At 53.6% G+C, this 18,516-nt stretch carries 10 protein-coding genes, 2 tRNA genes, 3 rRNA genes, 1 other RNA gene and 1 other annotated feature; of the genes, 14 read left to right on the top strand and 2 right to left on the bottom strand.

The annotated features are described in order from the left end of the window. Positions 1 to 141: 141 nt before the first annotated feature. From ACVX3G_RS02740 to rrf, 6 genes are all read left to right on the top strand, one after another. Positions 142 to 1,209: an HD-GYP domain-containing protein gene (locus ACVX3G_RS02740; RefSeq protein WP_014194554.1), complete on the top strand. Its 1,068-nt coding sequence runs from the start codon at positions 142 to 144 to the stop codon at positions 1,207 to 1,209. A 327-nt stretch (positions 1,210 to 1,536) separates the two neighbouring features. Continuing rightward, positions 1,537 to 3,094 (top strand): 16S ribosomal RNA (locus tag ACVX3G_RS02735). A gap of 99 nt (positions 3,095 to 3,193) precedes the next feature. Beyond that, positions 3,194 to 3,267 (top strand) — tRNA-Ile (locus ACVX3G_RS02730). A 6-nt stretch (positions 3,268 to 3,273) separates the two neighbouring features. Beyond that, a tRNA-Ala gene (locus tag ACVX3G_RS02725) sits at positions 3,274 to 3,349 on the top strand. Between the two features lie 418 nt (positions 3,350 to 3,767). Beyond that, positions 3,768 to 6,697: ribosomal RNA gene (locus ACVX3G_RS02720) — 23S ribosomal RNA — on the top strand. Between the two features lie 237 nt (positions 6,698 to 6,934). Continuing rightward, a 5S ribosomal RNA gene (rrf, locus tag ACVX3G_RS02715) occupies positions 6,935 to 7,051 on the top strand. Together the 16S, 23S and 5S rRNA genes with 2 tRNA genes alongside form the textbook arrangement of a ribosomal RNA operon. 44 nt (positions 7,052 to 7,095) lie before the next feature. On the opposite strand, the gene ACVX3G_RS02710 is transcribed toward rrf, so the two are convergent. After that, positions 7,096 to 8,073 carry a YaaC family protein gene (locus ACVX3G_RS02710; protein ID WP_011229524.1) on the bottom strand — a complete coding sequence of 326 codons (978 nt, stop codon included), beginning with the start codon at positions 8,071 to 8,073 and terminating at the stop codon, positions 7,096 to 7,098. Between the two features lie 124 nt (positions 8,074 to 8,197). Here ACVX3G_RS02710 and guaB point away from each other — a divergent pair, with 124 nt between their 5' ends. From guaB to serS, 5 genes are all read left to right on the top strand, one after another. Continuing rightward, positions 8,198 to 9,664 carry an IMP dehydrogenase gene (gene guaB, locus ACVX3G_RS02705; RefSeq protein WP_011229525.1) on the top strand — a complete coding sequence of 489 codons (1,467 nt, stop codon included), beginning with the start codon at positions 8,198 to 8,200 and terminating at the stop codon, positions 9,662 to 9,664. Between the two features lie 104 nt (positions 9,665 to 9,768). Next, positions 9,769 to 11,127, top strand: coding sequence for a serine hydrolase (locus ACVX3G_RS02700; RefSeq protein WP_011229526.1), 1,359 nt, complete (start codon positions 9,769 to 9,771; stop codon positions 11,125 to 11,127). Between the two features lie 130 nt (positions 11,128 to 11,257). After that, on the top strand, positions 11,258 to 12,142 hold the full coding sequence (gene pdxS, locus ACVX3G_RS02695) for a pyridoxal 5'-phosphate synthase lyase subunit PdxS (RefSeq protein ID WP_011229527.1): 885 nt from the start codon (positions 11,258 to 11,260) through the stop codon (positions 12,140 to 12,142). A gap of 24 nt (positions 12,143 to 12,166) precedes the next feature. Further along, positions 12,167 to 12,757, top strand: coding sequence for a pyridoxal 5'-phosphate synthase glutaminase subunit PdxT (gene pdxT / locus ACVX3G_RS02690; protein ID WP_011229528.1), 591 nt, complete (start codon positions 12,167 to 12,169; stop codon positions 12,755 to 12,757). Between the two features lie 9 nt (positions 12,758 to 12,766). Beyond that, positions 12,767 to 12,987: a binding site (T-box leader), on the top strand. 54 nt (positions 12,988 to 13,041) lie between these two features. Next, positions 13,042 to 14,316 carry a serine--tRNA ligase gene (gene serS, locus ACVX3G_RS02685; protein ID WP_011229529.1) on the top strand — a complete coding sequence of 425 codons (1,275 nt, stop codon included), beginning with the start codon at positions 13,042 to 13,044 and terminating at the stop codon, positions 14,314 to 14,316. Positions 14,317 to 14,537: 221 nt separating this feature from the next. On the opposite strand, the gene ACVX3G_RS02680 is transcribed toward serS, so the two are convergent. Then, positions 14,538 to 15,824 (bottom strand): glycoside hydrolase family 18 protein, encoded by a 1,287-nt coding sequence (locus ACVX3G_RS02680; RefSeq protein ID WP_014194557.1) that lies wholly within the window; start codon positions 15,822 to 15,824, stop codon positions 14,538 to 14,540. Positions 15,825 to 15,909: 85 nt separating this feature from the next. Here ACVX3G_RS02680 and tadA point away from each other — a divergent pair, with 85 nt between their 5' ends. The 3 genes from tadA (at position 15,910) to dnaX (ending at position 18,510) form a co-directional block, all read left to right on the top strand. After that, positions 15,910 to 16,407, top strand: coding sequence for a tRNA adenosine(34) deaminase TadA (gene tadA, locus ACVX3G_RS02675; RefSeq protein ID WP_011229532.1), 498 nt, complete (start codon positions 15,910 to 15,912; stop codon positions 16,405 to 16,407). A 38-nt stretch (positions 16,408 to 16,445) separates the two neighbouring features. Next, positions 16,446 to 16,710: signal recognition particle sRNA large type (ffs, locus tag ACVX3G_RS02670), an RNA gene on the top strand. A gap of 117 nt (positions 16,711 to 16,827) precedes the next feature. Continuing rightward, a complete protein-coding gene (dnaX, locus tag ACVX3G_RS02665; protein WP_014194558.1) occupies positions 16,828 to 18,510 on the top strand; it encodes a DNA polymerase III subunit gamma/tau in 1,683 nt (560 codons plus the stop codon). Positions 18,511 to 18,516: the final 6 nt, after the last annotated feature.

Here is an 18,516-nt window from a genome sequence, read left to right as displayed (position 1 = left end):
GAAGATCATTCAGCCTAACGGAAACGGCGCTTCGCCTATAGGCGCGGGGCGTCGTTTTTCTGTTTCAAAAGCCTGCCATCGCGGCCAAAATCATGTTACGATAGAAATACAGAGAAAAAAAGACAAAGGGGGCACTAATCGATGGTCCGTGTGAAACGCTCCCAGCTTCGCGAAGGATGCGTGCTCGCTGAAGATGTGCTCGGCAAGACGAAACGTCCAATTATACCGAAAAACACCGTGATCACGAAACCGTTGCTACTCGTACTTGAAAAATTCCTCGTTGAGGAAGTGGACGTTGAACCATTGCTTGCTAACGGTGAACCATTTCCCAACGTCGATTCCGCATCAACGGCGGTTGCCAAACAGCCGATGGCCTTCTACTTAGAGGCGGTCCAACGATACAAAACATGGTTTCAATCGTGGCAAGCCGGTTTGCCGGTTGATATCGGCGAAATCAGAGGGGTCATCATTTCGCTTTTTGAACGAATGGCGGGCCAAAAACGGGAGTTGCTTATGTTGCATCATTACGCAACAAAGGACGAATATTTGCACCATCATGCCGTCAGCGTCGGGCTGCTCGCGGGCTTTTTGGCCATGCAGCTTGGATACAGCGAAGGGGAATGCCACCAAATCGCCCTTGCCGGTGTGCTAGCAGACTGTGGCATGGCGAAAGTAAGTAAGAGAATTTTGACAAATCCGTCAGCGCTCACTGAAGCCGAGTTCAATGAAGTAAAGCAGCACCCTGTCTTCAGCTACCGCATGGTGCAAAAAATCCCTGCGCTAAACCATGGGGCAAAACTTGCTGTGTTGCAACATCATGAACGAAATGACGGCAGCGGCTACCCGCTCGGAGTAAAAGCAGAAAGAATTCACCCTTACAGCCAGATCGTTGCCGTCGCTGATGTCTACCATGCCATGACTTCAGAACGGTTATACCGTCGCAAACAGTCGCCGTTTCGGGCCATTGAAACGATGCAAAGGGAGCAGTTCGGCAAACTGAGTACAGAAGCTGTCGCCGCGCTGGTGAACAATCTCATCGGCCTACAAACAGGAGCCGTCGTCAAACTCTCCAACGGCGAAATGGCTGAAGTTATGTTTATTCCTTCGGACGAGCCAGCCCGGCCAATCGTCAAGATCATCGAAACCGGACAGTTGCTGTCACTAAGCGTTCAGCGGGACATATATATCGAGGAAATGGTGCAAGGTTGATCAGTGTCAGTTCCAAAAAATACTATTGCCTAAACAACATCCACATGATACAATCAACATTGCTTGTGACGGTAAAGAAATAAAAAAGTTGTTGACTTTTCGTTGTCCATGGGTTATTATTTAATAGCTGTCATCATTAAGGGACAGCGAAAAAGCTCCTTGAAAACTAAACAAAACGCAAGCGTCATAAGAAAAGCTGAGGCTCGCGGGTCGCCGCGATGGGCAAATGTTCTTCGCCTGCAGGGATTTACAATCCCGAAGGCGAAGGTTATTTGACCCCGAGAGGCGGCGGGCCGAAGCTGGACAATGCGAAAAGCCAATCAACTTTCTTTGGAGAGTTTGATCCTGGCTCAGGACGAACGCTGGCGGCGTGCCTAATACATGCAAGTCGAGCGGACCAAATCGGAGCTTGCTCTGATTTGGTCAGCGGCGGACGGGTGAGTAACACGTGGGCAACCTGCCCGCAAGACCGGGATAACTCCGGGAAACCGGAGCTAATACCGGATAACACCGAAGACCGCATGGTCTTTGGTTGAAAGGCGGCCTTTGGCTGTCACTTGCGGATGGGCCCGCGGCGCATTAGCTAGTTGGTGAGGTAACGGCTCACCAAGGCGACGATGCGTAGCCGGCCTGAGAGGGTGACCGGCCACACTGGGACTGAGACACGGCCCAGACTCCTACGGGAGGCAGCAGTAGGGAATCTTCCGCAATGGGCGAAAGCCTGACGGAGCGACGCCGCGTGAGCGAAGAAGGCCTTCGGGTCGTAAAGCTCTGTTGTGAGGGACGAAGGAGCGCCGTTCGAAGAGGGCGGCGCGGTGACGGTACCTCACGAGGAAGCCCCGGCTAACTACGTGCCAGCAGCCGCGGTAATACGTAGGGGGCGAGCGTTGTCCGGAATTATTGGGCGTAAAGCGCGCGCAGGCGGTTCCTTAAGTCTGATGTGAAAGCCCACGGCTCAACCGTGGAGGGTCATTGGAAACTGGGGGACTTGAGTGCAGGAGAGGAGAGCGGAATTCCACGTGTAGCGGTGAAATGCGTAGAGATGTGGAGGAACACCAGTGGCGAAGGCGGCTCTCTGGCCTGCAACTGACGCTGAGGCGCGAAAGCGTGGGGAGCAAACAGGATTAGATACCCTGGTAGTCCACGCCGTAAACGATGAGTGCTAAGTGTTAGAGGGGTCACACCCTTTAGTGCTGCAGCTAACGCGATAAGCACTCCGCCTGGGGAGTACGGCCGCAAGGCTGAAACTCAAAGGAATTGACGGGGGCCCGCACAAGCGGTGGAGCATGTGGTTTAATTCGAAGCAACGCGAAGAACCTTACCAGGTCTTGACATCCCCTGACAACCCAAGAGATTGGGCGTTCCCCCTTCGGGGGGACAGGGTGACAGGTGGTGCATGGTTGTCGTCAGCTCGTGTCGTGAGATGTTGGGTTAAGTCCCGCAACGAGCGCAACCCTCGCCTCTAGTTGCCAGCACGAAGGTGGGCACTCTAGAGGGACTGCCGGCGACAAGTCGGAGGAAGGTGGGGATGACGTCAAATCATCATGCCCCTTATGACCTGGGCTACACACGTGCTACAATGGGCGGTACAAAGGGCTGCGAACCCGCGAGGGGGAGCGAATCCCAAAAAGCCGCTCTCAGTTCGGATTGCAGGCTGCAACTCGCCTGCATGAAGCCGGAATCGCTAGTAATCGCGGATCAGCATGCCGCGGTGAATACGTTCCCGGGCCTTGTACACACCGCCCGTCACACCACGAGAGCTTGCAACACCCGAAGTCGGTGAGGCAACCCGCAAGGGAGCCAGCCGCCGAAGGTGGGGCAAGTGATTGGGGTGAAGTCGTAACAAGGTAGCCGTACCGGAAGGTGCGGCTGGATCACCTCCTTTCTAAGGATGTTATTGACAAAATCGAATGGTTTGATTATAATGACGCTTGCTGTTTTGTTTAGTTTTGAGGGAACTTATTGTTCCTTGCAATGTGTATATGGGCCTATAGCTCAGCTGGTCAGAGCGCACGCCTGATAAGCGTGAGGTCGGTGGTTCAAGTCCACTTAGGCCCATTGGATGGGGCCTTAGCTCAGCTGGGAGAGCGCCTGCTTTGCAAGCAGGAGGTCATCGGTTCGATCCCGATAGGCTCCACCATATCAAGGTAAGAGGTTTCAACGTAGTTGCTTTGCGTCTGCGTCTACAAGCGGATTCGGAGAAGCCGAATTCCTCGACGCAAACCAGCGAAGAAGCGAATTCAAAGGAGCTGCTTTGCGTCTGTGCCTGCGTCTGCTAGCAGGTTCAGGGAAGCAAGATTCCTCGGCACAAAGCCGCAAGGAAGTTTGTTCAAAGAAGTCGCTTTGCGTCTACAAGCGGATTCGGAGAAGCTGAATTCCTCGACGCAAACCAGCGAAGAAGCGAATTCAAAGGAGCTACTTTGCGCCTTCGTCTTCTAGCAGGTTCAAGGAAGATGGATTCCTCGGCACAAGACTGCAGAGAAGCAAATTCAAGAAGCAGTCTCGTTCCTTGAAAACTAGATAACCGATAAAGCAAAGGAAGAAGCCAGAGCGCAATAGGTTAAGCTGGAAAGGGCGCACGGTGGATGCCTTGGCACTAGGAGCCGATGAAGGACGGGGCAAACGCCGAAACGCTTCGGGGAGCTGTAAGCAAGCGTTGATCCGGAGATGTCCGAATGGGGGAACCCACTGTCCGTAATGGGGCAGTATCCATGCCTGAATCCATAGGGCATGGAGGGCACACCCGGGGAACTGAAACATCTTAGTACCCGGAGGAGAAGAAAGCAACCGCGATTCCCTGAGTAGCGGCGAGCGAAACGGGAACAGCCCAAACCAAGAGGCGTGTCCTCTTGGGGTTGTAGGACCGCTCACGATGGGAGTGAGAAAGGGACGGGGTAGACGAACCGGTCTGGAACGGCCGGCCAGAGAAGGTGAGAGCCCTGTAGTCGAAACTTCGTTCCCTCCCGAGCGGATCCTGAGTACGGCGGGACACGAGGAATCCCGTCGGAAGCAGGGAGGACCATCTCCCAAGGCTAAATACTCCCTAGTGACCGATAGTGCACCAGTACCGTGAGGGAAAGGTGAAAAGCACCCCGGGAGGGGAGTGAAAGAGAACCTGAAACCGTGTGCCTACAAGTAGTCAGAGCCCGTTGATGGGTGATGGCGTGCCTTTTGTAGAATGAACCGGCGAGTGACGATGGCGTGCGAGGTTAAGCCGAAGAGGCGGAGCCGCAGCGAAAGCGAGTCTGAACAGGGCGTGTGAGTACGTCGTCGTCGACCCGAAACCAGGTGATCTACCCATGTCCAGGGTGAAGGCCGGGTAACACCGGCTGGAGGCCCGAACCCACGCACGTTGAAAAGTGCGGGGATGAGGTGTGGGTAGGGGTGAAATGCCAATCGAACTTGGAGATAGCTGGTTCTCCCCGAAATAGCTTTAGGGCTAGCCTCGGGTTTGAGAGTCTTGGAGGTAGAGCACTGATTGGGCTAGGGGCCCCAAACGGGTTACCGAACCCAGTCAAACTCCGAATGCCAATGACTTATGCCCGGGAGTCAGACTGCGAGTGATAAGATCCGTGGTCGAGAGGGGAACAGCCCAGACCGCCAGCTAAGGCCCCGAAGTGCACGTTCAGTGGAAAAGGATGTGGAGTTGCCGAGACAACCAGGATGTTGGCTTAGAAGCAGCCACCATTTAAAGAGTGCGTAATAGCTCACTGGTCGAGTGACTCTGCGCCGAAAATGTACCGGGGCTAAACGTGCCGCCGAAGCTGCGGGATGACCGTTGGTCATCGGTAGGGGAGCGTTCTAAGGGCAGAGAAGCCAGACCGGAAGGACTGGTGGAGCGCTTAGAAGTGAGAATGCCGGTATGAGTAGCGAAAACAGAGGTGAGAATCCTCTGCGCCGAAAGCCTAAGGGTTCCTGAGGAAGGTTCGTCCGCTCAGGGTTAGTCGGGACCTAAGCCGAGGCCGAAAGGCGTAGGTGATGGACAACAGGTTGAGATTCCTGTACCACCTTCTTCCCGTTTGAGCGATGGGGGGACGCAGGAGGATAGGGCGAGCAGGCGGCTGGAAGAGCCTGTCCAAGCCGTGAGGCTGATCCGCAGGCAAATCCGCGGATCATAAGGCTAAGCGGTGACGGCGACGGAGTAATCCGGAAGTCCCCGATTTCACACTGCCAAGAAAAGCCTCTAGCGAGGGAAGAGGTGCCCGTACCGCAAACCGACACAGGTAGGCGAGGAGAGAATCCTAAGGCGCGCGGGAGAACTCTCGTTAAGGAACTCGGCAAAATGACCCCGTAACTTCGGGAGAAGGGGTGCTCTTTGGGGTGAAGAGCCCTGAAGAGCCGCAGTGAAAAGGCCCAAGCGACTGTTTATCAAAAACACAGGTCTCTGCGAAGCCGAAAGGCGACGTATAGGGGCTGACACCTGCCCGGTGCTGGAAGGTTAAGGGGAGCGCTTAGCGGAAGCGAAGGTGCGAACCGAAGCCCCAGTAAACGGCGGCCGTAACTATAACGGTCCTAAGGTAGCGAAATTCCTTGTCGGGTAAGTTCCGACCCGCACGAAAGGTGTAACGACTTGGGCGCTGTCTCAACGAGAGACCCGGTGAAATTATACTACCTGTGAAGATGCAGGTTACCCGCGACAGGACGGAAAGACCCCGTGGAGCTTTACTGCAGCCTGATATGGAATTTTGGTATCGCTTGTACAGGATAGGTGGGAGCCTGGGAAGCCGGAGCGCCAGCTTCGGTGGAGGCGACGGTGGGATACCACCCTGGCGGTATTGAAATTCTAACCCGCACCCCTTAGCGGGGTGGGAGACAGTGTCAGGTGGGCAGTTTGACTGGGGCGGTCGCCTCCCAAAAGGTAACGGAGGCGCCCAAAGGTTCCCTCAGAATGGTTGGAAATCATTCGGAGAGTGCAAAGGCACAAGGGAGCTTGACTGCGAGACGGACAGGTCGAGCAGGGACGAAAGTCGGGCTTAGTGATCCGGTGGTTCCGCATGGAAGGGCCATCGCTCAACGGATAAAAGCTACCCCGGGGATAACAGGCTGATCTCCCCCAAGAGTCCACATCGACGGGGAGGTTTGGCACCTCGATGTCGGCTCATCGCATCCTGGGGCTGTAGTCGGTCCCAAGGGTTGGGCTGTTCGCCCATTAAAGCGGTACGCGAGCTGGGTTCAGAACGTCGTGAGACAGTTCGGTCCCTATCCGTCGCGGGCGGAGGAAATTTGAGAGGAGCTGTCCTTAGTACGAGAGGACCGGGATGGACGCACCGCTGGTGTACCAGTTGTCCCGCCAGGGGCACCGCTGGGTAGCTATGTGCGGACGGGATAAGCGCTGAAAGCATCTAAGCGTGAAGCCCCCCTCAAGATGAGATTTCCCACCGCGCAAAGCGGGTAAGATCCCTCGAAGATGACGAGGTCGATAGGTCCGAGGTGGAAGCGTGGCGACACGTGGAGCTGACGGATACTAATCGATCGAGGGCTTAACCAAGAAAAGCGCAGGCGAGCGGGTCGCCGCGACGGGCAAATGTTCTTCGCCTGCAGGGATTTCCGATCCCGAAGGCGAAGGTTATTTGACCCCGAGCGGCGGCGAGCCGGAGCTGGACAATGCGAAAAGCGCAGGCGAGCGGCTTCTTCCAACGGTTATCTAGTTTTGAGGGAATGAACATCCTGTTGACAAATCCAACAGGATGGATATAATAATTACTGTCCAAGATGATCATCATTGCCTAGTGGCTATGGCGGAGGGGAAACACCCGTTCCCATCCCGAACACGGAAGTTAAGCCCTCCAGCGCCGATGGTAGTTGGGGCCAGCGCCCCTGCAAGAGTAGGTCGTTGCTAGGCGAAAATCCCCTGCTGTATATACAGCAGGGGATTTTTGATTTGATTCAACCCAAAAATTTCCGCATTAAGTATTCATGAAGCAGCAACGGCACTTTTTCCGCCGACACGGAGAGAAACTCAAGAATAAAAGTGTATGCCTTGCTTGGGTAAGAATGGAGAAGCTCGCTCCACCATTCCGTCTCATAGCGCGAAATCATGCTCAAGTTATACAGCAACAAGTAATGGGCGTGTATTTCTGGAAGCGAGAATGTTTTCTCTTTCTTGACTGGAATTCGGAGTGTACCGTCAAGATGGAATAAAAACGGACCTTCTCCGGCCGGCGACAGCGGCGATTCTATATGAAAATACAGAAATTCTCCTTCTTCTTTGGCGAACGAAAGCCGCTTTCCTTGTCCTTCTTCACAGAGATATTGGACAAAGCGGGACAACGACATATGGTAGTGGTCCAAAATCACTTTTGGGATGGCGAGCATCGGCGGCGAAGCAGTATGTACAACAGGCAAGGATAACGGTTTTTTTCGCCCGCTTAGAAGAAAAAACGTTTCATGCAACTCGCTAATTCGTTGCAACAGCGTGCCCATGCGAAATTTTTCCCCAGCTTCTTGTTTCACATGAAACATTTTTTCAGAAAAATGTGCGAATAAACCGTTTTTTTGTATTTTCACTTCATCATCTAAAAATTCGTAGCCCTGTTTTTTTCGTTTTCTTGCTGATACACCATGGGCCAAGACCGATGTTGATTCCGGGTAGTCGGGGTCGACAGTGAGCAGGCATGCTTTTAAGAGCTGCACCATGCCGTAAAACAAGAGAACTGGCTTGATGGACAGCGGCGCCTGCTGGGCAGCGGCGTAAAAGTTTTGCCCGTGTTCCAGATAATATAAAAATGGGTAACAGTTTGCATAACTGCGTTGGACGGCGTCATCCCGCTGCAGCTGTTGATAGCATTGCCGCAAAAATTGCTGCGCAGTATCGGCCGAGCGGAAAACAGAAAGGCGAAACAGTTGACCGTGATTTCCGAACATTTTTACCCCCTTACATAGAATTGTCTTGAAATAACTGAAAAGTTGGACATTTTCTTGATTCCTTGACAGTAGTTTAACCAGTTGTTAAGCTACTAATAATATTTCCGGACAAGGGGGAGAAAACATGTGGGAAGCGAAATTCGCCAAGGAAGGATTGACGTTTGATGACGTTCTTCTCATCCCAGCGAAGTCGGACGTATTGCCGCGCGATGTTGATGTAACCACGAAGTTGAGCGATACGCTGCAGTTGAACATCCCGATTCTCAGCGCTGGGATGGATACGGTCACCGAAGCGGAGATGGCAATTGCGATGGCGCGTCAGGGAGGCCTTGGCATCATTCACAAAAATATGTCGATCGAACAGCAGGCCGAGCAGGTCGACAAGGTGAAACGGTCGGAACGAGGCGTCATTACGGACCCGTTTTTCCTAACGCCGGATCATCAAGTGTATGATGCAGAACACTTAATGAGTAAATATCGGATCTCGGGGGTGCCGATCGTCAACAACCCCGAGGAGCAAAAATTGGTCGGCATTATTACGAACCGTGACTTGCGTTTCATTCAAGACTATTCGATTAAAATTTCCGAGGTAATGACGAAGGAAAACTTGATCACTGCTCCGGTGGGGACAACGTTGGAGGAAGCAGAGAAAATTTTGCAGCGACACAAGGTCGAAAAACTGCCTCTTGTTGATGAAAACGGTGTGCTGAAGGGATTAATTACGATCAAGGATATTGAAAAGGTCATTGAGTTCCCGAATTCGGCGAAAGATGCGAAAGGGAGGCTGATTGTCGGGGCGGCCGTCGGGGTGACGGCGGACACGATGATTCGCGTCAAAAAGCTTGTTGAGGCAGGGGTTGATGTCATTGTCGTTGACACGGCGCACGGCCATTCGAAAGGCGTCCTAGAGACGGTGGCCAACATCCGACGCCAATACCCGGACTTGAACATCATCGCCGGCAATGTCGCGACAGCTGAAGGGACGCGCGACTTGATTGAGGCTGGGGCGAACATTATTAAAGTCGGAATCGGTCCGGGGTCAATCTGCACGACCCGGGTTGTCGCCGGGGTTGGTGTGCCGCAAATTACGGCGATCTACGACTGTGCGACTGAGGCGCGCAAACATGGCGTCCCGATCATCGCTGACGGCGGGATCAAATATTCCGGCGACATTGTGAAGGCGATCGCGGCTGGGGCGCATGCGGTTATGCTCGGCAGCTTGCTTGCTGGTGTTTCCGAAAGCCCGGGTGAGACGGAAATTTACCAAGGCCGCCGCTTTAAGGTGTACCGGGGCATGGGATCGGTCGCAGCCATGGAGCGCGGCAGCAAAGACCGCTATTTTCAAGAAGATGCGAAAAAGTTTGTCCCGGAAGGCATCGAGGGACGCGTTCCATACAAAGGGCCGCTTGCCGACACGATTTATCAGCTTGTCGGTGGGTTGCGCGCCGGCATGGGCTATTGTGGAACCCGCAATTTGGAAGAGCTGCGCGAAAAAACGCAGTTTATCCGCATGACGAGCGCGGGGCTTCGTGAAAGCCATCCGCATGACGTGCAAATTACGAAAGAAGCGCCGAACTACTCTGCTTTTTGATCGGAGTTGCGCCGATCGGCTCAACTTTGACGGAGACATGTCCTCCGTCTATTTTTTTGGCCGACGGTATGTTACAATAACGGTTGTGTGAGGAGGGTGTCATTGTGAGGAGGAGAAAACAAAACTGGTTGTTTTGGTTGCTGTCGATTTGCCTTTGTTTAACGTTTGGTCCGTTTCAACAGACGGTGAAGGCGGAAAGCGCCCCGCTTGACATCCGGGCGGACGCTGCGATTTTAGTGGATGCACAAACGGGAAGAATTTTGTATGAAAAAAATATCGATACGGTGCTTGGGATTGCCAGCATGACGAAAATGATGACCGAGTATTTGCTTCTTGACGCCATTAAGGCGAAGCGCGTCAAATGGGATCAAATGTACACGCCAAGCGATTACGTGTACCGGCTGTCGCAAGACCGGGCGCTGTCCAATGTCCCGTTGCGAAAAGATGGCAAGTATACGGTGCGTGAGCTGTACGAGGCAATGGCCATTTATTCGGCGAACGGGGCAACGGTCGCGATTGCTGAGATCATCGCTGGATCGGAGAAAAATTTTGTGAAAATGATGAACGACAAAGCGAAAGAGCTTGGGCTGAAAGATTATAAGTTTGTCAATGCCACAGGGTTGAGCAATAAGGATTTAAAAGGATTCCATCCGGAAGGGACAAGCACAAATGAGGAAAACGTCATGTCCGCACGTGCGATGGCGATGCTTGCCTACCGGTTGCTGAAAGATCATCCCGAAGTGCTGAAAACAGCGAGCATTCCTCATAAAGTATTCCGGGAAGGAACAAAAGATGAAATCAAAATGGACAACTGGAATTGGATGCTGCCTGGGCTTGTGTACGGATACGAAGGTGTAGACGGGTTGAAAACCGGCTATACGGAATTTGCCGGCAACTGTTTCACCGGGACGGCGAAACGAAACGGCGTCCGCTTGATTTCGGTTGTCATGAACGCGAAAGATGCGAGTGGGAAAACAACAAAAGAGGCGCGCTTTAAAGAGACAGAAAAACTATTTAACTACGGATTCAACCAATACTCCCTCGAGACGCTTTATCCAAAAGGGTACCAGCTGAAAGGAAAAGAAACACTTCCGGTCGTGAAAGGGAAAGAAAAAGAGGTTCGTGTCGCGACAGGAAAGAATCTGGATCTGCTTGTGAAAAACGGCGAGGAAAAACAATACAAACCTGTATATGTGTTGGACAAGAAAAAAATGACAAAAGAAGGAAAGCTAGTCGCCCCTTTGAAAAAAGGGGAAACGGTTGGATATATGACGCTCGAATATAAAGGGGACGACTCCCTTGCCTTCTTAAGCCCAGACATGCAAAAAAACATCCGTGTGCCGCTTGTCACAACAGCTGAAGTCGAAAAAGCCAATTGGTTTGTTCTTTCGATGCGCGCGGTCGGCGGACTGTTTGTTGATTTATGGACAAGCGTCGCCAAAACAGTGAAAGGCTGGCTGTAAAATCGACTCCCCTTGATGGGGAGCTTTTTTCCATTGTGATTTTTGTAAAAATTGAGGTAAAATAAAACAGTGGAATCGTCCTTTTGCATGCCTCGCAAAGCATAAGGATTAGGAATAGGGGGAATCAACGTTGGCATTGACAGGTACGGACCGCGTCAAACGCGGCATGGCGGAAATGCAAAAAGGCGGCGTCATCATGGACGTCGTGAACGCAGAACAGGCGAAAATCGCTGAAGCGGCAGGGGCTGTCGCGGTTATGGCGCTCGAGCGCGTCCCGGCGGACATTCGCGCCGCTGGCGGTGTCGCGCGCATGGCCGACCCGACGGTGATCGAAGAAGTGATGAACGCCGTTTCGATCCCAGTCATGGCGAAAGTGCGGATCGGTCACTATGTTGAGGCGCGTGTCTTAGAGGCGCTTGGTGTCGACTACATTGACGAAAGCGAAGTATTAACGCCGGCTGATGAGGAGTTCCATATTGACAAACGGCAGTTTACCGTTCCATTTGTGTGCGGTTGCCGCGATTTAGGGGAAGCGGCGCGCCGCATTGCAGAAGGGGCATCGATGTTGCGGACGAAAGGAGAGCCGGGGACAGGCAACATCGTTGAGGCCGTGCGCCATATGCGCAAAGTGAACGCGCAAATTCGCAAAGTCGTCAACATGAGCGAAGATGAGCTTGTCGCTGAGGCGAAACAGCTCGGGGCTCCGGTTGAGGTGCTGCGCGAGATCAAGCGGCTTGGCCGCCTGCCGGTCGTCAACTTTGCCGCCGGCGGTGTCGCGACACCGGCTGACGCTGCCTTGATGATGCACTTGGGTGCGGACGGTGTCTTTGTTGGGTCTGGCATTTTCAAATCGGAAAATCCGGAAAAATACGCGCGCGCGATCGTAGAGGCGACGACTCATTACGAAGACTATGAATTGATCGCACACTTGTCGAAAGGATTGGGCGGCGCGATGCGCGGCATCGATATCGCGACATTGTTGCCGGAGCACCGGATGCAAGAACGCGGCTGGTAAGCTAAATAAAGGAGCAAAGCAACGATGAAAATAGGTGTACTTGGACTGCAAGGAGCTGTGCGGGAGCATGTTCGCGCCATTGAGGCGTGCGGCGCCGAGGCGGTCATCGTGAAAAAGCCGGAGCAGCTTGAAGGGTTGGACGGTCTTGTGCTGCCGGGCGGCGAAAGCACGACGATGCGGCGGCTCATCGACCGCTATGGGCTGATGGAGCCGCTCAAGCAATTTGCCGCTGCCGGCAAGCCGATGTTCGGCACGTGCGCCGGACTCATTTTGCTGGCGAAACGAATCGTCGGTTACGACGAGCCGCACTTAGGTTTGATGGACATTACGGTGGAGCGGAACTCGTTCGGTCGGCAGCGGGAAAGCTTTGAGGCGGAGCTGTCGATTAAAGGCGTCGGCGATGGCTTTGTCGGCGTCTTCATCCGCGCTCCGCATATCGTGGAGGCCGGGGACGGGGTCGATGTCTTGGCGACATACAATGACCGCATTGTCGCCGCTCGACAAGGACAGTTTCTTGGCTGCTCGTTCCACCCAGAGCTGACCGACGATCATCGATTGATGCAATACTTCCTCAACATGGTCAAAGAAGCGAAAATGGCGTCAAGCCTCAAGTAAAGTGATCAAGCGAAAGCGATGAGAGGAACGAGTAGCGGGATGCCTTCCTTATCAGAGAGCCGGTGGGCGGTGCGAACCGGCAGGGAGCTCCTGTGAATCCATCCTCGAGCAAAACGTTGAACGCCCAAAGGGCCAGTAGGCGTTTTCGGCCGCCGCCGTTAACGGCAAAAGGGGAAGGCATAGCAAGCCTTCAATAAGGGTGGCACCGCGGGATGGCTCCCGTCCCTTTTTTGGGACGGGGGCTTTTTTATGTATAATATTGAATGGAAAAGGAGGTAAAAGCCATGCTGGATGTGAAAATATTGCGCACCCAGTTTGAAGAAGTGAAAGAAAAACTAATGCAGCGCGGCGGGGATTTGACGAACATCGACCGCTTTGAACAATTGGACAAAGACCGCCGCCGCTTGATCGCGGAAGTCGAAGAGCTGAAAAGCAAGCGCAACGATGTGTCGCAGCAAATCGCTGTCCTAAAGCGCGAGAAAAAGGACGCCGAGCCGCTGATTGCCCAAATGCGCGAAGTCGGTGACCGCATTAAACGGATGGATGAACAAATTCGCCAGCTTGAGGCGGAACTCGACGACTTGTTGTTGTCAATTCCAAACGTGCCGCACGAATCAGTGCCGATCGGCCAATCAGAAGAGGACAATGTGGAAGTGCGGAGATGGGGAGAGCCGCGTTCGTTTTCCTTTGAGCCGAAGCCGCATTGGGAAATCGCCGATCGGCTCGGTTTGCTCGACTTTGAGCGAGCCGCCAAAGTGGCGGGAAGCCGATTTGTCTTTTATAAAGGGTTAGGAGCGCGGCTTGAGCGGGCGCTCATCAACTTTATGCTTGACATCCATCTCGACGAATTCGGTTACGAAGAAGTGTTGCCGCCATATTTAGTGAACCGGGCGAGCATGATCGGAACCGGACAGTTGCCGAAATTTGCCGAGGATGCGTTCCATTTGGACAGCGAAGATTATTTCCTCATTCCGACCGCTGAGGTGCCGGTGACGAACCTGCACCGCGACGAAATTTTGGCCGCAGATGATTTGCCGATTTACTATGCGGCCTACAGCGCCTGCTTCCGCGCGGAAGCCGGGTCGGCCGGCCGTGACACGAGAGGGCTGATCCGTCAGCATCAGTTCAATAAAGTCGAGCTGGTAAAGTTCGTAAAGCCGGAGGACTCGTACGATGAATTGGAAAAGCTGACGCGCCAGGCAGAGACGATTTTGCAACGGCTCGGGCTTCCGTACCGCGTTGTCGCCTTGTGCACCGGAGACCTTGGATTCTCGGCGGCGAAAACGTACGATATTGAAGTTTGGCTGCCAAGTTACGGAACGTACCGGGAAATTTCGTCGTGCAGCAACTTTGAGGCGTTTCAAGCGCGCCGTGCCAACATCCGCTTCCGTCGGGATCCAAAAGCGAAACCGGAGTACGTGCATACATTAAACGGTTCGGGGCTAGCCATTGGGCGGACGGTCGCCGCCATTTTGGAAAACTACCAGCAAGAAGACGGCTCGGTCATCGTTCCGGAAGCGCTTCGTCCTTACATGGGGAATCGGGACGTCATTCGCTGAAAAAAAGGTGCTTGAGGCAAATCGTTGGTTGACTTTTCCCGACTGCCGTGTTATAGTGAATGACGTTGGCAATGAGGAACAAGAAGTCTTGTTCTTGGCCAAGACGATGATGAAGAGGACTGACGCGCATAAGAGGAGATTGTCATCTGAAACGGCTGACCGCCGAAAGCCGTTTCCCATCATAAAAAAACCCGCCGTTGACCGGCGGGTTTTTTATGCCTTTATTTTTTTACAACAGTAAATTGATCAGCGATCAGCAGCCAGTTTTGTGGAAAATCAATGCCAAGTTTCCAATAGCTGACCCCGCGCAAACCAAGTTCCTTCACGAGATTAAATTTTGCTTGAATGGAGCGGGCGTCCTCAAACCATACTTCATGCTCGCGTCCGTTTTCGTCGCGATAGCGAAAATGCGGTGCCTGCGCCTCCGTATCGTATTCGATGGCAACGTTATACTTTGCGGCGAGGGCGATGGCTTGCTGCGGGCTGATGGCCTGGGCGTACGGGCCGCCGGGTACATATGGCAGCGTCCAGTCGTAGCCATACAAGTTTTGCCCCATCAAAATTTTTCCGGCTGGCATTTCAGAGATGGCGTACTCGAGAACGCGGCGGACCGGACCGATCGGGGACACCGGCATCGGCGGCCCGCCGCTGTAGCCCCATTCATACGTCATGATCACGACAAAGTCGACAATTTGTCCATGGGCGCGGTAGTCGTGTGCTTCGTACCAACGTCCGCGCTGGGTCGCGCTCGTTTTCGGCGCCAAGGCGGTCGACATCATCCACCCTTCTCGTGCAAACCGCCGTTTCGCTTTGCGCAAAAACGCATTATACGCCTCACGGTCTTCCGGGCGCAAATATTCAAAATCAAAATGGATGTCGCGGAAGCCATACCGTCTAGCGGTCGCGACAATGTTGTCGAGCAGACGATTTTGCAGCGTTTCGTTTGTTAACATAAGCGCGCCGAGCTCGTCGCTGAACTGCCCGTTTTCAATGTTGGCGACAACCATAACGAGCGTGACGCGGTTGGCGCGGGCAATATCCGGAAAGTCGTCAAGCGGCGGCTCTTGCAATGTCGCGTCGCGTCGGATCGCAAAATAAAAAGGACTCAAATAAGTCAAATACGGAGCGGCTTCGCGAGCGCTCGCCTCCAGCGCTGGGCTGACAGTCGCGCCGCGCGGTTCAATATAGGCGTTAAACTCCGCTCTTCGCTTGGCGCCGGGCGGTATATAAAGCCGCTGCCCGACCTTAAGCGGAGCGTTTAAGGAGAGGCGATTCACTTCGGCAAGCCGCTGCATCGGAATCGAAAATCGGCGTGCAATCGACCATAACGTGTCGCCGCGCTGCACCCAGTAAAAACGACCGACGATCGGGATCACGAGCGCCTGGCCGACAACGAGTTTATCAGGGTTTGGAAGCTTGTTGGCCCGGACAATGTCTTCCGCCGTGGTCCCGTATGCCTCAGCAATTCCACTTAACGTTTGTCCACTCTGCACTACGTGGATTTGCATACTTGACCTCCTAGTTGCGTCTTTATTCTCCATATTCTATGATGAAAAGAAAGGAGAAATGACCGTTTGTGTGAAGGGGTATACGATGAACACCGACGAGTACTACATGCGATTGGCAATGGAAGAAGCAAAAAAAGCGGAGCAGATCGGCGAAGTGCCGATCGGCGCTGTCATCGTTCAAGACGGCCGCGTCATCGCCCGCGCTCATAATTTGCGGGAAACCGAACAACGCGCCATCGCTCATGCAGAAATTTTGGCAATCGATGAAGCATGCCGGGCAACCGGTTCATGGCGGCTTGAGCGGGCGACGTTGTACGTAACGCTTGAGCCGTGCGCCATGTGCGCAGGCGCCATTGTTCTTTCCCGCATCGAACGGGTTGTATTTGGCGCGTTTGACCCAAAGGGAGGGTGCGCTGGGACATTGATGAACTTATTGCAGGAAAGCCGATTTAACCATCAGGTTAAGGTGGTAAGCGGGGTGCTTGCTGACGAGTGCGGTTCGCTGTTGAGCCAATTTTTTCGACGATTGCGCGAACAAAAGAGAAATGTTGGCGGGAGTGCCAACGAAAATTCCGTCGATTGACATTGCATTTTTTCCGCTAACGAGCTATACTGATAGTGCCGTGCTAAGCGGGGAGGTAGCGGTGCCCTGTACTCGCAATCCGCTCTAGCGAGGCTGAATTCCTTCTCGAGGTTAGTCTGTTGCGAGGCCTGTCTCAAGCAAGTGGTGTTGACGTCTGGGTCCCGCGCAATGGGATTCCGTGAACCCTGTCAGGTCCGGAAGGAAGCAGCAGTAAGCGGATGCTCCCATGTGCCGCGGGGACGCCTGGGCTGAGCTAACTGCTTGAGCAACGCTCGGGGCAGCTAATCGACAGAAGGTGCACGGCCTTACATAGCGATAGGGAACAAAACCCACTCATGGCGAGTGGGTTTTTTGTTATTTCAAATTGCAATAGGAAGTTATATAATAGATAGGACGAGAGAAAGAGGAGGGCCGTTTTCCGTGGCATACCAAGCGTTATATCGCGTGTTTCGGCCGCAGCGCTTTGCGGACATGGTCGGCCAAGAACACGTGACCAAGACGTTGCAAAGCGCCCTGCTTCAACATAAAATATCGCACGCTTACTTATTTTCCGGCCCGCGCGGTACAGGAAAAACGAGCGCAGCGAAAATTTTCGCCAAGGCGGTCAACTGTGAACAGGCGCCAGCGGCGGAGCCATGCAATGAGTGTCCAGCTTGCCTCGGCATTACGAATGGAACGGTTCCCGATGTGCTGGAAATTGACGCTGCTTCCAACAACCGCGTCGATGAAATTCGTGATATCCGTGAGAAGGTGAAATTTGCGCCGACGTCGGCCCGCTACAAAGTGTATATCATCGACGAGGTGCATATGCTGTCGATCGGTGCGTTTAACGCGCTGTTGAAAACGTTGGAGGAGCCGCCGAAACACGTCATTTTCATTTTGGCCACGACCGAGCCGCACAAAATTCCGACGACGATCATTTCCCGCTGCCAACGGTTCGATTTTCGCCGCATCCCGCTTCCGGCGATCGTTTCACGGCTAAAGTATGTCGCAAGCGCCCAAGGTGTCGAGGCGTCCGATGAGGCATTGTCCGCCATCGCCCGTGCTGCAGACGGGGGGATGCGCGATGCGCTCAGCTTGCTTGATCAAGCCATTTCGTTCAGCGACGGGAAACTTCGGCTCGACGACGTGCTGGCGATGACCGGGGCTGCATCATTTGCCGCCTTATCGAGCTTCATCGAAGCCATCCACCGCAAAGATACAGCGGCGGTTCTTCAGCAGTTGGAAACGATGATGGCGCAAGGGAAAGATCCGCATCGTTTGGTTGAAGACTTGATTTTGTACTATCGCGATTTATTGCTGTACAAAACCGCTCCCTATGTGGAGGGAGCGATTCAAATTGCTGTCGTTGACGAAGCGTTCACTTCACTGTCGGAAATGATTCCGGTTTCCAATTTATACGAGGCCATCGAGTTGCTGAACAAAAGCCAGCAAGAGATGAAGTGGACAAACCACCCGCGCCTTCTGTTGGAAGTGGCGCTTGTGAAACTTTGCCATCCATCAGCCGCCGCCCCGTCGCTGTCGGCTTCCGAGTTGGAACCGTTGATAAAGCGGATTGAAACGCTGGAGGCGGAATTGCGGCGCCTGAAGGAACAACCGCCTGCTGCCCCTCCGTCGACCGCCGCGCCGGTGAAAAAACTGTCCAAACCGATGAAAACGGGGGGATATAAAGCCCCGGTTGGCCGCATTTACGAGCTGTTGAAACAGGCGACGCATGAAGATTTAGCTTTGGTGAAAGGATGCTGGGCGGATGTGCTCGACACGTTGAAACGGCAGCATAAAGTGTCGCACGCTGCCTTGCTGCAAGAGAGCGAGCCGGTTGCAGCGAGCGCCTCAGCGTTTGTATTAAAATTCAAATACGAAATCCACTGCAAAATGGCGACCGATCCCACAAGTTCGGTCAAAGAAAACGTCGAAGCGATTTTGTTTGAGCTGACAAACCGCCGCTTTGAAATGGTAGCCATTCCGGAGGGAGAATGGGGAAAAATAAGAGAAGAGTTCATCCGCAATAAGGACGCCATGGTGGAAAAAAGCGAAGAAGATCCGTTAATCGCCGAAGCGAAGCGGCTGTTTGGCGAAGAGCTGATCGAAATTAAAGAATAAACCGTT

The organism is Geobacillus sp. PLS 41, assembly GCF_056494105.1.
The sequence above is the reverse complement of the archived record's forward strand: the minus strand, read 5'-3'. Positions and strand labels throughout refer to the sequence as shown.